This window comes from Burkholderia sp. BCC1985 (assembly GCF_905339915.1).
Taxonomy (GTDB): domain Bacteria; phylum Pseudomonadota; class Gammaproteobacteria; order Burkholderiales; family Burkholderiaceae; genus Burkholderia.
Genome location: NZ_CAJPGY010000004.1, coordinates 186,223 through 201,496, shown reverse-complemented (window position 1 = coordinate 201,496; position 15,274 = coordinate 186,223). Strand labels below are relative to the sequence as shown.

General features: G+C 69.9%; 11 protein-coding genes. 5 read left to right on the top strand and 6 right to left on the bottom strand.

Features of this window, described 5'->3' with window-relative positions; genetic code table 11:
- Nucleotides 1–53 precede the first annotated feature (53 nt).
- The 4 genes from U4Z31_RS05780 to U4Z31_RS05765 form a co-directional block, all read right to left on the bottom strand.
- The gene (locus tag U4Z31_RS05780) at nucleotides 54–254 is read right to left on the bottom strand and encodes a hypothetical protein (RefSeq protein WP_124485901.1); all 201 of its coding nucleotides are present in this window, start codon (nucleotides 252–254) and stop codon (nucleotides 54–56) included.
- A gap of 76 nt (nucleotides 255–330) precedes the next feature.
- Nucleotides 331–1,587, bottom strand: coding sequence for a putative glycoside hydrolase (locus U4Z31_RS05775; RefSeq protein WP_321809701.1), 1,257 nt, complete (start codon nucleotides 1,585–1,587; stop codon nucleotides 331–333).
- Nucleotides 1,584–2,384 (bottom strand): polysaccharide deacetylase family protein, encoded by an 801-nt coding sequence (locus U4Z31_RS05770; RefSeq protein WP_321809748.1) that lies wholly within the window; start codon nucleotides 2,382–2,384, stop codon nucleotides 1,584–1,586. The genes U4Z31_RS05775 and U4Z31_RS05770 overlap by 4 nt, the downstream gene beginning before the upstream one ends.
- A 118-nt stretch (nucleotides 2,385–2,502) precedes the next feature.
- Nucleotides 2,503–3,438 carry a 1-phosphofructokinase family hexose kinase gene (locus U4Z31_RS05765; RefSeq protein WP_321809700.1) on the bottom strand — a complete coding sequence of 312 codons (936 nt, stop codon included), beginning with the start codon at nucleotides 3,436–3,438 and terminating at the stop codon, nucleotides 2,503–2,505.
- A gap of 217 nt (nucleotides 3,439–3,655) precedes the next feature.
- On the opposite strand from U4Z31_RS05765, the gene U4Z31_RS05760 reads away from it, so the two are divergent.
- The gene (locus tag U4Z31_RS05760) at nucleotides 3,656–5,452 is read left to right on the top strand and encodes an adenosylcobalamin-dependent ribonucleoside-diphosphate reductase (protein WP_321809699.1); all 1,797 of its coding nucleotides are present in this window, start codon (nucleotides 3,656–3,658) and stop codon (nucleotides 5,450–5,452) included.
- A gap of 68 nt (nucleotides 5,453–5,520) precedes the next feature.
- Here the strand turns inward: U4Z31_RS05760 and ftsH are convergent, their stop codons facing one another.
- Both ftsH and U4Z31_RS05750 read right to left on the bottom strand, forming a co-directional pair.
- A complete protein-coding gene (gene ftsH, locus U4Z31_RS05755; RefSeq protein WP_321809698.1) occupies nucleotides 5,521–7,428 on the bottom strand; it encodes an ATP-dependent zinc metalloprotease FtsH in 1,908 nt (635 codons plus the stop codon).
- A 209-nt stretch (nucleotides 7,429–7,637) separates the two neighbouring features.
- Nucleotides 7,638–8,285 carry a BON domain-containing protein gene (locus tag U4Z31_RS05750; protein WP_257772294.1) on the bottom strand — a complete coding sequence of 216 codons (648 nt, stop codon included), beginning with the start codon at nucleotides 8,283–8,285 and terminating at the stop codon, nucleotides 7,638–7,640.
- 378 nt (nucleotides 8,286–8,663) lie between these two features.
- On the opposite strand from U4Z31_RS05750, the gene U4Z31_RS05745 reads away from it, so the two are divergent.
- Genes U4Z31_RS05745 through U4Z31_RS05730 form a run of 4 tightly spaced genes read left to right on the top strand, consistent with a single transcriptional unit; the run spans nucleotide 8,664 to nucleotide 15,164 of the window.
- Complete coding sequence (locus U4Z31_RS05745) at nucleotides 8,664–10,157, top strand: efflux transporter outer membrane subunit (protein ID WP_415750269.1); 1,494 nt, start codon at nucleotides 8,664–8,666, stop codon at nucleotides 10,155–10,157.
- Entirely contained in the window at nucleotides 10,154–11,227 is a 1,074-nt protein-coding gene (locus tag U4Z31_RS05740) for an HlyD family secretion protein (protein ID WP_124528552.1), read from the top strand. The genes U4Z31_RS05745 and U4Z31_RS05740 overlap by 4 nt, the downstream gene beginning before the upstream one ends.
- Nucleotides 11,224–14,037 (top strand): ribosome-associated ATPase/putative transporter RbbA, encoded by a 2,814-nt coding sequence (gene rbbA / locus U4Z31_RS05735; protein WP_321809696.1) that lies wholly within the window; start codon nucleotides 11,224–11,226, stop codon nucleotides 14,035–14,037. The genes U4Z31_RS05740 and rbbA overlap by 4 nt, the downstream gene beginning before the upstream one ends.
- 2 nt (nucleotides 14,038–14,039) lie before the next feature.
- Nucleotides 14,040–15,164, top strand: coding sequence for an ABC transporter permease (locus U4Z31_RS05730; RefSeq protein ID WP_321809695.1), 1,125 nt, complete (start codon nucleotides 14,040–14,042; stop codon nucleotides 15,162–15,164).
- Nucleotides 15,165–15,274 lie beyond the last annotated feature (110 nt).

Sequence of the window (15,274 nt, the reverse complement as noted above, 5' to 3'; positions counted from 1 at the left end):
AGTCGACGACGCTGTCAGCGTCGCGCGGAACGCCGATTTCCCGTTGACTCAAGTCAAGTGCGCGCCTGTGGAAGCCGGACGAAGCCGGCATGCGCACGCCCCCACCGTTTCGCCTGCGCGATCGCGATGCGGATCGCGCTGCCCTCGGCACGCCCCTGCCGCAGCAGCGCGTTGGCAATCCCGATCGCCTTGCCGCGAACCGGCAGCGGCAGATTCCGCATCGAAGGCGGATAACGTTCGTCATTCCACGGCATGATCGATTCGCGTCCTGCGCGCCATGCGCCATGCGCCATGCGCCTTTACGCGTTCGCGCCGCTCCGCACGTGCCGCTCAGCGCGGCAACGCGGCAGGATCGTAGCGATTGCGCGGATTCCACAGCATCCAGCCGTCCGTGCCCGCCGCGTCGGCCGCGTCGACCTGCGCGCGAATCTCGTCGGCATCGAATGGCCGGCGATCGAACGCATAGTCGCGAAACGCCTGGAGCCACGGCCGAAACCGGACACCGTCCAGTCCGGTCCGGCGCTTCGCCTCGGCCAGCGACCGCGACACGATCTCGCCCGGATGCTCGGTCGGCTTGCGGCAACCGGGCAGGCCCCACGTGAAGCCGGACGGATACAGCATCGGCGACACATAGTCGACGACCGGTCCGAGCGCGTCGAGCCGCTGCCCGATCGCGGTGTCGTCTGCATTCCAGCAGACGTACCCGAAGATGTCGGCCGACATGTACAGGTTGTACGGCCGCAGTCGTTCGCGCGCGCCGGTCAGGAATCCGGTGATCGCCGCGACCCGGTTGGCCTCGGTATTGGGCTCGCCGAACCGGAGGCCGTTGGCGTCGGGAAAACGCAGGTAGTCGAACTGGATTTCGTCGAAACCCATGCGGGCAGCCTCTTCGGCGACATCGTAATTGTGTTGCCAGGCCGCGCGCGACGTCGGGTCGATCCAGCGCTGATGCTCGCGGTCCTGCCAGATCTCGCCGGCCGCGTCGCGCACGGCCCACTCGGGATGAGCGCGCGCCAGCGCGTCGTCCTTGAACACGACGATGCGGCCAATCACGTAAAGACCGCGCGCGTGGAACGTCCGCAGCAGGTCCGGCAGATCGGGCGGATGCACGACGGCGCCGGCGGCATGGTTCGCGGCACCCGAGATTTCACGCGCCAGGCTGCGATACGGCGTCACGCCGCTGTCGCCCTTCACGTCGATGACGAGCGCGTTGATCGCCGTCTTGTCCTGGAGGGACAGCGCCGCCTCGCGCAGCGTGCGATCGGCGACGCCATAGGCGGACAGATAGACCGCCTTCGGACGCACGGGCGTCATCCGGATCGTCTGCGCGACCCCGGCCGGCGCGAGCGTGACTTCGGTTCGCGCGTAGCCCGGCGCACGCACGCTCAGGCGCGTGCCCGCCGCGTCGATCTCCAGTGAAAACGCGCCGTCGCGATCCGCGGTCCGGTTCACGCCCGACGCATGCCCGATCGCGCCGGCGAGCGGGTGCCCGTTCGTGGCGTCGACGACGGTGATCGTGACGGGCGCCGCCCGGGCAGCGAAGCCGGCGAGCGACACGAGCAGGCAGATGATCAGGCGTTTCATCACGGCTGACTCCCGGCGGTTCTCAGCAATCCGTTCATGCATCGTGTGTCGCAATCGTCCGTCATCAGATAGCGCGGCAGTGCCATTGCCGGGTCGGTGGCACGAACGGGGCGCGCGTCGAGCGTGAATGCCGCGACGTAGCCTTCGCGTGCGGCCAACTGGTCGGTCTGCGCATCATGGACGCCGAACGGCCAGGCCAGCAGCCTGACCGGCTCACCGGTTTCGGCCTCGAGCCGTTCGCGGGACCGGCCCAGCTGGAACGACACGAAGCGCCGGTAGTCGTCCGGCGTGAGCCGGGCGCGCTCGGTGCGGAAATTCGGATGCCAGTACGTATGGGACTCGATGTCGAACCCGCCGGCCCGCCCGAGCGTGCGCAGCTGGTCCCAGGTCATCGCATAGCCGGCGTTGGAGATGGCGGATGGATAGATGAACAGCGTGACCGGCATCGGATGGGCGGCCAGCAACGGGCGCAGCACGTCGTAGACGGAGCGATGACCGTCGTCGACGGTGATCGCGACCGCCCGCGCCGGCACGGCATCGGCCTGGCCGTCGTGCCAGCGCACGACGTCGGCGAGCGGCACGATGCGGTAGCCGTTCGCCTCGATCGCCTGCAGCTGGTGCCGGAAGGTTTCGGTACGCACCGTCATCGAATCCAGGCGCGCGGTGGCGAACCGGTGATAGACCAGGATCAGCACACGCCGCGGGGGCGAATCGACGGTCGCGACGTCGGCGGACGAAACCGGCGACGCGGCCGACAGCAGGAGCAGGCTGGCGATCAAGGCGGTCAGGCGAACGGCCATGGCGGACCTCGTGGAATGGCTGCCCCATTTTTCGCGATGGCGGCACGCAATCCGCTGAGCCAGATCAACGATCGATCGCGCGTCGACGCGATCGTGCACGCGTCGGGTCGCCTGGACGTCAGCTTGCCTGCGCAACCAGTTCGGCATGAATCCGCTCGACGTCGTCGCGCGTGCAAAGCGCCGTGCCCGGATGCTCGACCGAGGCGGCGGATGCCGCCAGCGCATAGCGGCACGCATCGTCGAACGGCACGCCGCGCGCCAGCGCCCAGACCATGCCGCCGACGAAACTGTCGCCGGCGCCGACCGTGCTGCATACCGCTGCCGGCCTGCCGGGCAGGCGCAGCGCGCGATCGCGCGTGACGACCCAGGCGCCGCGCGCACCGAGCGTCAACGCGACGATGTCGGCCTGCCCGCGCGCCACGAGTTCGCTCGCCTTGCGGCCGGCCGCCGTGTCGTCGAGCGGTTCGCCGGCCAGCGCACTCAGTTCGCCGAGGCTGGGCTTCACGAGATGAACGCCGGCCTCGAGGGCCGCTTGCAGCGCCCGGCCCGCCGCATCGACGACCACCCGGCTTCCTCTTGCCCTGGCCGTGCGCGCGAGCGTCGCATACAGGTCGTCGGGCGCGCCGGGCGGCAGGCTCCCGCTCAGCACGAGATAGCGCGGCGCCGGCTGCATGGCGTCGATGCGGGCCGCGCAGTCGCGCCACTCGGCCTGCGTGACCAGCGGCCCCGGCATCACGAACCGGTATTCGCGCCCGGTCGCGGTCTCGCTCACGCAGACGTTCTCGCGCGTCTCGCCGGCGATCCGCACGCGCACCGACGGCAGGCGCTCGGCTTCGAGCAGCAGCGTCAACACGTCGCCGGTCGGCCCGCCGGCCAGGTACAGCGCGACGCAGTCGCCCCCGAGCCGGCGAATGGTTCGGGCGACGTTAATCCCGCCGCCGCCGGGGTCGCGCCGTGGCCGTGTACAGCGCAGCTTGTGGGTATCGACGATGTGCTCGACCGAGGTCGAGACATCGACGGCAGGATTCAACGTGACGGTAACGATATCGGTCATGGTGCGTCGCTCGCAGTCGATGGCAGGCGCGCCGGGTGCCCGCGTGGCGATTCCCGGCCCACCGCGGCGTGCCGGCCGTGGCTACACGTTACGTTCGACGCCGGCCGCGGCGTTGACCGCCATCAAGCGGTGCCGCGAAAGCGCCCGGTTGCGTTCGATCAACGACACGTTCGGGCAGGCGCCTACATTGAGTCATTCGTCGTCGCCGAGCCCCGCCATGGACGAGCAGCCGCTTTGCAGCACCGTGTTCGCCGAGCGCTATGCGCAGCCCGGCGACACGTCTCGCGCGGCCGTCTTCCATCGCGTCGCCCGTGCGCTGTCGCTCGCCGAGCCGGCCGAGCGCCGTGCGCAGGTGGAGCGCGTGTTCTACCTGAACCTGCAGCGCGGTGCGATCGGCGCGGGCCGCATCCTCGCGAACGCCGGCGCGGACCACGGCGGAACGATGGTCAACTGCTTCGTCCATCCGCTCGCGATTCCGGCCGACGCCCCCGTGCACGCCCTCGACACAGCGCTCGCGCATGCGCTCGACGACGCCCGGGTCACGCTGCTGATGGGCGGCGGAATCGGCTACGACTTCTCGCCGGTGCCGCCCGCCGACGCGTACGAACGGCGCCTGTCGTCCGGACGCGGCGTATGCGCGGCGATCGACCGATTCGATGCGATGTGCCGGGCGCTCCCGTTCACCGGCCCGCGCCGCGGCGCGCAGATGGGCGTGCTGCGCTGCGATCATCCGGATCTCGTCGCGTTCGTCGCGGCCAAGCGCGGACGCGCGCGCTGGCCGACGTTCAACCTGTCGGTCGGCGTTACGAACGCATTCATGGAGGCGGTCCGGCACGACCTGCCGTGGGCGCTCTTCCACCACGCGCCACCCGCCTGCACGTCCGGCGCATCGCCCCGGCTGCCCGACGGACGCTACCTTTACACAACGGTGCCGGCCCGCACGCTCTGGCACGCGATCGTCACTGCCGCGCGCGACAGCGCCGAACCGGGGCTGCTGTTTCTCGACACGATCCGCGCCGCGAATCCGCTGCGCGAGCACGAGCGGATCGACGCGACGAACCCGTGCGGCGAGCAGCCGCTGCCGCCCTACGGCAGCTGCGTGCTCGGACCGATCGACCTGTCGCGGTTCGTTCTGCACCCGTTCGGTGTCGACGGCGAGCCGCGCTTCGATTTCGCGACGTTCGCCGACGCGGTGCGCATCCAGGTCCGCATGCTCGACAACGTGCTCGATCTGACCGCGTGGCCGCTCGCCGCGCACGAGCACGAAGCGCGCCGCACGCGCCGCATCGGGGTCGGCGTGACCGGGCTGGGCGACGCGCTGACGATGTTGAGGCTGCGCTACGACCGCGCGGAAGCACGCGCGCTTGCACGCAGGATCGCGCTCGCGATGCGCGAGCATGCGTTCGCCGCGTCGGCCGCGCTTGCCGCCGAGCGCGGCGTCTTTCCGGCCTACGACCCGGCCGCCTATCTGAGCGGCCCCGCGTATCGAACGCTGTTGCCGCTGAAGGTGCATCACGCGATCGCGCGGCACGGGCTGCGCAACAGCCACCTGCTGTCGTTCGCGCCGGCCGGCAGCGTGAGCCTCGCGTTCTGCGACAACTGTTCGAACGGAATCGAGCCGGCCGTCGGCTGGACGCAGCGCCGCATGGTCCGCACCGCGGACGGGCGGGTCCGGCCGTTTCGTGCGGAGAATCACGCTTACCGGCTGTTTCGCGCACTGCATGGCGACAACGTCAGGCTGCCGGGCTATTTCGTCACGGCGGCGGATATCGCGCCGGCCGATCACGTCGCGATGCTCGCGGCGCTGCAGCCGTGCGTCGACGCCGGTATCTCCAAGACGGTGACGATGCCCGGCCAGTGTTCGCTCGCGGCGGTCGACGCGCTGTTCTTCCAGGCGTGGCGCGAAGGGCTCAAGGGCATCACGATTTTCCGGCCCGATGCGCGGCTCGCGTCGGTCGTCGCCGACGACGCGGCGCACGCGCGGCGCGACGGCCCCGTCTGCAGCGGCTGTTGAGCGACACGATGAGCGGCGGCGAGCGTCCGGGCAAACGTCCGGGGCGATAGCGGGCGCCGATCGCTCCTTCAGGCGGAGACGCCCGTGGTCGTTTCCGTGTCGGCTTCCGGCGCCCGGGGCGGCTCGCCGTCATCGCCCGGCGGCATGATGAGCGCCACCAGCATGTCGTGATCGATCGATTCGTGCTGCAGCAAGCTGCGCGCGATCCGTTCGAGCGCGTCGCGGTGCGCGCCGAGCGTCGCCGTCACGCGCGCATGCGCGTCCTCTAGCAGCGCGCGCACCTCTTCGTCGATCAGTTGTGCCGTGTGCTCGCTGCAGCGGCCGTCGCCCGGCGTCCACACGCCCGGCGCCCCGCCCTGGCGTGCGCCATCGTCGAGTGTCGCCAGGCCGATCTTCTCGCTCATCCCGTACTGCATCACCATATGACGCGCCAGCGCGGTCGCGCGGTCGAGATCGTTCTGCGCGCCGGTCGACACGTCGCCGAACGCGATTTCCTCGGCCACGCGTCCGCCGAGCAACACGTCGAGCCGGTCGAGCAACTCGCTCCTGCGCAGCACGTAGCGATCCTCGGTCGGCACCTGCTGCGTATAACCGAGCGCCGCGATCCCGCGCGGGATGATCGACACCTTCTTCACCGGATCGCAGTGCGCGCGGCTTTGCGCGACGAGCGCATGCCCCGATTCGTGGTACGCGATGGTCAGCTTTTCCTGTTCGTTCATCACGCGGCTCTTGCGCTCCATGCCCGTCATCGCGCGATCGATGGCTTCGTCGAAATCAGCCATCCCGATCGCGGGCTTGCCCAGTTCCGCCGCATGCAGCGCGGCTTCGTTGACGACGTTCGCGAGATCGGCGCCGACGAAGCCCGGCGTGCGCTGTGCCAGCTCGGCCAGGTCGACTTCCGGCGCGAGCTTCACGCGCTTCGTATGCACGGCCAGGATCTGCTTGCGTCCGGTCAGGTCCGGCCGGTCGATCGCGATGTGCCGGTCGAAGCGGCCCGGGCGCAGCAGCGCGGGATCGAGGATCTCCGGCCGGTTGGTCGCGGCCATGATGATGACGCCGGAATTGGCCTGAAAGCCGTCCATCTCGACGAGCAGCTGGTTCAGCGTCTGCTCGCGCTCGTCGTTGCCCGACATCAGGCCGACGCCGCGCGCCTTGCCGAGCGCGTCGAGCTCGTCGATGAACACGATGCACGGCGCGCTCTGCTGGGCCTGCTCGAACAGATCGCGCACGCGCGCCGCGCCCACGCCGACGAACATCTCGACGAACGCCGAGCCGCTGATCGTGAAGAACGGCACCGCCGCCTCGCCGGCGACCGCGCGGGCGAGCAGCGTCTTGCCGGTGCCGGGCGCGCCGACGATCAGCACGCCCTTCGGGATCTTGCCGCCAAGCCGCTGGTAGCGTTCGGGGCTGCGCAGGAACGCGACGATCTGCTGCAGCTCGGCCTTCGCCTCGTCGATGCCCGCGATGTCGTCGAACGTGATGCCGGTTTCCTTCTGCATGTAGACGCGGGCGCGGCTTTTGCCCATGCCGCTCAGATCCCGCATCCCGCCCGGCCTTCGCATCATGAAATTCCAGATCAGGACGAAGCCGATCAACGGGAAGATCCAGGTCGCCAGCGTCCCGATCCAGCCCGTATCCGTCGCGCCGCGGTAGCGAATCCCGGCAGTCGTCAGCGTGGCGACCAGCCCTTCGTCGCTCACCCGGTTCGTCGTGAAGCGCCACGGCGCGCCGGCCTCCTTCACGCCGGCCGCGTCGGACGCGGGCAGCGCGGCGCCGGCTTGCGGCATGCGCAGCGTGCCCGAGATCGTCGCCGGGCCGATCTCGAGATCGTCGACGAGCCGTGCGTCCACCAGGCGGTGAAAATCGCTGTAGGAAATCGACGTCGACGCCGGCTGGCGCGCCAGCAGTTGAACCGCGACCAGCACGGCGAACGCGACCGGAATCAGCAGCCCGGAGTAGTCGAATGATTTTTTCACGGGGTCGAACCTCTCCGGCAGGCCAGCATCCGCTCACGCATCGTCGCGCTTCCAGTGCGCACGCAGCACGTCCTCGCCGTCGCGACGGTCGAGACGACCCTTCGTATGCGGCTGCATGTGCCTGTCGCGGCGCAGATGGTTTCGCCGGGGCCGGAATGCGGACGGTTCATCGCGGCTTCTCCTGGTAACGGACCATGCAGGCAAGCCGGTCAGGCGACGGTCAATTGGTCGACGACCTGCCGGACACCCCTCACCGACCCGGCCGCACCGCACGCGGCGCGCCTTTCGGCCAGCGACGCGACCGTGCCCGTCAGCGTGACGATGCCGTCGGTTGCGTCGATCGAGATTCCCGCGGTTTCGCGCTGCGCGCGGCGCGCAAGCGCCTCGGCGATCCGGGCGCCGACGTCGGGCACCGTATGGTCGGCACGCACCCGGATGCGGTTGGCCACGCCGACGACGCCGATCATCCGGCTCACCATCGCTTCCGCCGCGCGGCTCTGATACGCATGATCGACTTCGCCGTCGAGCGTCACGCAGCCGTGATCGACCTCGACGCTGATCTTGTGATCGCGCAACGCCTCCTGCCAGCCGAGCGCGAACGTGATCGCGATCGCCAGTTCCTGGTCCGCGCACGCGTTCTCCGGCGGGGTGACGTTCAGTTCGAGCACCAGCGCGCGCGCGTCGGCGACGTGCAGCGCCGTCTTCTGCGCCTCGAGCTTCTGGGCCCAGCTGTCGACCGTGCCGCGCAACGTGACGATCCGGTCGTGAACCTCGACGTCGATCCGGCGCGCCTCGATCGCCGGATTCCAGAACAACGCCTGCTCGACATCCTGCTTGAGTACTGCATCGGACTTCATGTCGGTCTCCCGTCGGTCCATGCCGGCCGCAATGCCTGCGAGCGAATGCGTGCCGCACCGTGTTCAGCATCGCGCACGGCCGCGCCGGCGGCTTGACGAGGATCAATCAACCGCGGGCTCGCGACGGACGTTGCCGCACCAGGCGTGCCGTCCGTGACAGGCATTGCGCGGCCCGGTCCGGCTCGCCGTCGCGAAAGCGTCCGACGCATGCTCCGGCACGCGCGTCAAGCGAGCGGCCCCTCGAAACGCATCCCCGCCCAAGTGACACAGATCAAGGGGAAACCCGGTAATCGTCGGATATAAGTGAATCCGAAGCGGCGGCGCCCGCGGGCGGCGCCATCCCGAATTCCCGCATTTCCGTATTCGACGAGGCATTCCATGCGCGCTGCCGCGCTTCCCGTTCGCTGTCATCCTGCCGTCGTGCGGCGCATGCGTGCCATTGCGCTGGCGGCGGGCATGGGGCTGCTGTCGGGCTGCCTGTCGCTTGCGCCACCGGACGAGCGTCCCGCCGCACCGATTCCCGCGTCCTTTCCGGAGCCGTCCGCCGACGCGACACCCGCCGCGCCCGTGCCCGACTGGCAGGCTTACTTCGTCGACCCGCGCCTGCGCGCGCTGATCGGCCAGGCGCTCGCCGACAACCGGGATCTGCGCGCGGCGGTCGCACGCGTCGAGCAGGCTCGCGCGGTGTACGGCATCCGCGGCGCGGATCAATGGCCGACGATCGGTGCGGGCGCGGCCTACGCGCGGTTTCGCACGCCGGGCGGCTTTCTCGCTCCGGTGCCCGTCATCGGGCAGGTCTATCAAGTCCAGCTGGCCGAGACGCAATGGGAGATCGATTTCTGGGGCCGCGTGCGCAACCTGAAGGAAGCAGCGCTTCAGCGCTACCTCGCGAGCGACGCGGCCAGGCAGGCGGTGACGCTGAGCGTCGTCACCGGTGTCGCGGACGCGTATCTGACCCTGTGCGAGATCGACGAACGCATCGCGCTGACCCGCGCGACGATCGACACCCGCCGCGAATCGCTGCGGATTTTCCGGCTTCGTCACGCGGCCGGCGCGATCTCGCGCCTCGATCTCACGCAATCGGAGATCCTGCTGCAGCAGGCGGAATCGCTCGGCGTGCAGTTGCAGCAGGCCCGCGCGACGTCGGCCGATGCGCTGGCGTTGCTCGTCGGTGCGCCGCCGGCGCTGGGCGCCACGCCGCTCGCGCTCGACGACGGCGCGGTGCTGCCGTCGCTAACCCCCGGCCTGCCTTCGTCGCTGCTGACCCGGCGCCCGGACGTGATTGCGGCGGAGCGCGAACTGCAGGCGAGCCGCGCGAACATCGGCGCGGCGCGCGCGGCATTCTTTCCGCGCATCGCGTTGACGAGTGCGATCGGTTCGGGAAGCAGCGCGCTGCGCGACCTGCTGTCGTCGGGCTCCGGCGTGTGGTCGGTGATTCCCAACGTCACGCTGCCGCTCGTCGACGGCGGCCGCAACCGGTCGAATCTCGCACTGGCGCGCGCGCAACGCGAAGAAGCGCTCGCCCGCTACGAGCAGACGCTGCAGCGTGCGTTCCGCGACGTGTCCGATGCGCTCGCCGCGCGCCATTGGCTCGGCGACCAGGTCGCCATCGAGCGCGCCACGCAGGCGTCGCAGGCCCAGCGGGCGCGCCTCGCGAAGCTGCGCTACGACAGCGGGGCAACCCGCTTCCTCGAGGTGCTCGATGCGCAGCGGGACCTGATGAACGCCGAGCAGCAGCTGGTCACGACCCGTCGTGCGCTGCTGTCGAGCCGCGTCGCGCTGTACGGCGCGCTCGGCGGCGGCGTGATCGACACCGGCAAGACTGCCGCGGCAACGGCGCCCCTTTCGACAGACTCGGACAACACACCATGAAAACCATCCCGCGCCCTCTTCTGATCGGTATCGGTGCGGCCGTGCTTGCGATCGGCCTCGCGTACTACGGGTGGACGCGCTGGCACGACGGCCAGGCGGATGCGGGGCTCGTCAGCGGCAACGGCCGCATCGAGGCGACCGAAATCGACGTCGCGACCAAGCTGCCGGGGCGCGTCACCGCCATGCTCGTCGACGAAGGCGACTTCGTGACGGCCGGCCAGCCGCTCGCACGCATGGACGTCGTCGTCCTGCAGGCGCAGCTCGACGAGGCACGGGCACGCGAGCAGCAGGCGGTGAACACCGCGGCGAGCATCGACGCGCAGGTCGCGCAGCGCCGCAGCGACAAGGCCGCGGCCGCGGCCGTCGTCGTGCAGCGGGAAAGCGAGCTGGACGCGGCCACGCGGCGGCTCGCGCGGTCCGAAACGCTGTCGCGCGACGGTGCGTCGTCGATGCAGGAACTGGACGACGATCGCGCGCGCGCCGGCAGCCTGCGCGCGACCGTGAATGCCGCGCGGGCCCAGGTGGAAGCCGCTCAGGCCGCGATCGACGCCACGCAGGCCCAGCTCGTCGCGGCGCGCTCGGCCGTGACGGCCGCGCAGGCGACCGTGGCGCGCGTGCGGGCCGACCTCTCGGACAGCGAACTGACCTCGCCGCGCGACGGGCGCGTCCAGTACCGGATTGCCGAGTCGGGCGAAGTCCTGCCGGCAGGCGGCAAGGTGCTCAACGTCGTCGACCTGTCCGACGTGTACATGACGTTCTTCCTGCCCGAAGCGGTCGTCGGCCGGGTCCCGCTCGGCGCCGACGTGCGGATCGTGCTCGATGCGGCACCGGAATACGTGATTCCGGCACGCGTGTCCTATGTGTCGAGCACCGCGCAGTTCACGCCGAAGACGGTCGAAACGGCCACCGAGCGGCAGAAGCTGATGTTCCGGGTGAAGGCACGCATCGATCGCGACCTGTTGCAGCGCCACCTGAAGCTCGTCAAGACCGGCTTGCCGGGCGTGGCGTGGCTGAAGACCGACCCGCACGCGGGCTGGCCGGATCGTCTCGCGATCAGGGTGCCGCAATGAAGGCGGCGCCGCCCGTCGAGACGGATGCCGGCGCGACCGGCGCTGCGCCGGTGTCGGCCGATCCGGGCTGGGTCGCACGGCTGTCCGGCGTCTCGCTGCGCTACGGCGACAAGGCCGCGCTCGACGACGTGACGCTCGATATCCCGGCCGGCCGCATGATCGGGCTGATCGGGCCGGACGGCGTCGGCAAGTCGAGCCTGCTCGCGCTCGTTTCCGGCGCGCGCGCGATCCAGCAGGGCCGCGTATGGACGCTCGACGGCGACCTGTCGTCGCGCCGCCATCGCGCGCGCGTGTGCCGGCGCATCGCCTACATGCCGCAAGGCCTCGGCCGGAACCTGTACGCGACGCTGTCGGTCGAGGAAAACCTGCAGTTCTTCGCGAGACTGTTCGGCCACGATGCGGCGGAGCGGCGCCGAAGGATCGACGCGCTGACGCGCAGCACCGGCCTGCAGCCGTTCCTGGACCGCCCGGCCGGCAAGTTGTCCGGCGGCATGAAGCAGAAGCTCGGCTTGTGCTGCGCGTTGATCCACGATCCCGACCTGCTGATCCTGGACGAGCCGACGACCGGCGTCGATCCGCTGTCGCGCGCGCAGTTCTGGGAGCTGATCGGCCGCATTCGCGCCGCCCGCCCCGCGATGAGCGTGCTGGTCGCCACCGCGTACATGGACGAGGCCCGCCGGTTCGACCGGCTGATCGCGATGGACGCCGGCCGCGTGCTGGCCACCGGCAGCCCCGGCGAGCTGCTCGAGCGCACCGGTTGCGACACGCTGGAAGCCGCGTTCATCGCGCTGCTCCCGGAGGCGCGCCGGCACGGACACCAGCCGGTCGTGATCGCGCCGTTCCAGGCCGATCGGGCGGCCGGCTACGCGATCGAGGCGGACGGGCTGACGATGCGGTTCGGCGATTTCGTCGCGGTCGACCACGTGAGCCTGCAGATCCGCCGCGGCGAAATCTTCGGCTTTCTCGGCTCCAACGGCTGCGGCAAGTCGACGACCATGAAGATGCTCACCGGCCTGCTGCCCGCATCCGAAGGCACCGCAACGCTGTTCGGCCGGCCGGTCGCCGCGAACGACATCGACACGCGCCGGCGCGTCGGCTACATGTCGCAAGGGTTTTCGCTCTACGGCGAACTGACCGTCCGGCAGAACCTCGTGCTGCACGCGCGCCTGTTCGGCGTGCCGGAGGCGGACGTGCCCGCGCGCGTGACCGAAATGGTCGCGCGCTTCGGGCTGGCCGACGCCCTCGACGCGCTGCCCGAGCGCCTGCCGCTCGGCATGCGGCAGCGGCTCTCGCTCGCGGTGGCGATGGTGCACAAGCCCGAGCTGCTGATCCTGGACGAACCGACGTCGGGCGTGGATCCGGTCGCGCGGGACGACTTCTGGCGGCTGATGATCGAGCTCGCGCGCAACGATCGCGTCACCATCTTCATTTCGACGCACTTCATGAACGAGGCCGCGCGCTGCGACCGCATCTCGCTGATGCATGCGGGCCGCGTGCTCGCGAGCGCCGCCCCCGACGAACTGGTGCGCCTGCGCGGCGCCGCCACGCTCGAGGACGCGTTCATCGGCTACCTGAGCGACGCGCAGAAAGCGGATGGCGCGGACGGTGCGCCGGCCGATGCGCCGTCCGACGCCGGCTGGCTCGCCGCGCCGCCCGCGGCGGCCGGCGCCGGCCATGCGGCGGCATGGTTCAGCCCGGCGCGCGCCGGCAGCTATCTGTGGCGCGAAGTGCTGGAGCTGCGACGCGACCCGTTGCGCGCGACGCTGGCGCTGTTCGGCTCGCTCGTGCTGATGTGCGTGATCAGCATCGGGATCAGTCTCGACGTCGACAACCTGACGTTCGCGGTGCTCGACCGCGATCAGTCGATCCTGAGCCAGGACTATGCGCAGAACCTCGCCGGTTCCCGCTACTTCGTGCCGCGCGCGCCGCTCGCCGACGACCGCGACATCGAGCGCCGCATGCGCAACGGCCAGCTGTCGCTCGCGCTCGAGATCCCGCCCGGTTTCGCGCGCGACGTCGCACGCGGCCGCCGCGTGGAGATCGGTGCATGGGTCGACGGCGCGATGCCGATGCGCGCGGAGACGATCCGCGGCTACGTGGCCGGCATGCACGAAAACTGGCTGCGCGACCAGGCGAAGCGCCGGCTCGGCGTGTCGCTCGCGCCGGCCGTCGACATCGCGATCCGCTATCGCTACAACCCGGACGTCAAGAGCCTGCCGGCCATGATTCCCGCGATCATGCCGATGCTGCTGCTGATGCTGCCCGCGATGCTGACGGCGCTCGCCGTCGTGCGGGAACGGGAGCTCGGGTCGATCGTCAACCTCTACGTGACGCCCGTCACGCGGGCCGAATTCCTGCTCGGCAAGCAGGCGCCGTACGTGATGCTGGCCATGCTGAACTTCCTGCTGATGGTCGTGCTGGCCGACCTCGTGTTCGGCGTGCGGATCAAGGGCAGTTTCGCGACGCTGGCGGCCGCGGTGCTGATCTTCAACGTCGTGGCCACCGGCATCGGGCTGTTCGCCTCGACGTTTACCCGCAGCCAGATCGCCGCGATCTTCATGACGATCGTCGGCACGCTGATTCCCGTCGTGCAGTTCTCGGGCCTGCTCACGCCGCTGTCGTCGCTCGAGGGCAGCGGCAAGTGGGTCGGCACCGTCTATCCGGCCACCTACATGCTCGCGATCAGCCGCGGCGTCTACAACAAGGCGCTCGGGCTGGCCGACCTGTCGTCCCAGTTCTGGCCGATGCTCGCGGCCGCGCCGGTCATCCTGGTCATGACCGGCGTGCTGCTGCGCAAGCAGGAGCGCTGACCATGTCGCGCCTGCTCGTCATTTTCCGGCTCGGGGTCAAGGAACTGTGGAGCCTCGCCCGCGACCCGATCCTGCTCGCGCTGATCGTCTACACGTTCAGCGCGTCGATCTACGTCGCGGCCACCGCGCGCCCGGAAACGCTGCACAAGGTGCCGATCGCGATCGTCGACGAGGATGCGTCGCCGCTGTCGGCGCGCATCGCGGCGGCGTTCTTCCCGCCGCAGTTCGCGCCGCCCCCGCTCGTCGACGCCGGCGCGGCCGATCGCGGGCTGGACAACGGCGACTACACGTTCTCGCTCGACATTCCGCCCGACTTCCAGCGCGACGTGCTCGCCGGCCGTCACGCGATGGTCCAGCTGAACGTCGATGCGACCCGCATGACGCAGGCGTTCACCGGCGGCGGTTACGTCCAGCAGATCGTGTCGGGCGAGATCGATGCATTCGTGCGGCGCCAGCGCGGCACGTCCTTGCCGCCCGTCGATCTCGCGATGCGGATGCGCTTCAACCCGAATCTCGACGAAGTCTGGTTCGGCGCGCTGATGGAGCTGATCAACAACGTGACGATGCTGTCGATGATCCTCACCGGCGCCGCGCTGATTCGCGAGCGCGAGCACGGCACGATCGAGCATCTGCTCGTCATGCCGGTGACCGCGGCGGAAATCATGCTCGCGAAGGTCTGGTCGATGGGGCTCGTCGTCGCGGCGGCGGCCGTTGCGTCACTGACGTTCGTCGTGGGCGGCGCGCTGCACGTGCCGATTCCGGGATCGGTACCGCTGTTCGTGGCCGGCATGGCGCTGCACCTGTTCGCGACGACGTCGATGGGGATCTTTCTCGCGACGCTCGTGCGCAGCATGCCGCAGTTCGGCATGCTGCTCGTCCTCGTGCTGCTGCCGCTGCAATTGTTGTCGGGCGGCCTGACGCCGCGCGAAAGCATGCCGCCCGTCGTGCAGGACATCATGCTGGCCGCGCCGACCACGCATTTCGTCGAACTCGCGCAGCGGATCCTGTATCGCGGTGCCGGGTTCGATGCGGTGTGGGCCCAGTTCGCGGCGCTGTTCGCGATCGGTTGCGTGCTGTTCCTGCTGTCGCTGACGCGGTTCCGCAAGACGATTGGTCAGATGACTTGAGCGGGGCGTGATTCCGTGATGCCGGGATCCGTCGGTTGATACAGATCAATCGCGCCGGCGCGCGGCACGCGATCATGGCACATGTCTTGCGCAACCGATGGCATGCGCCG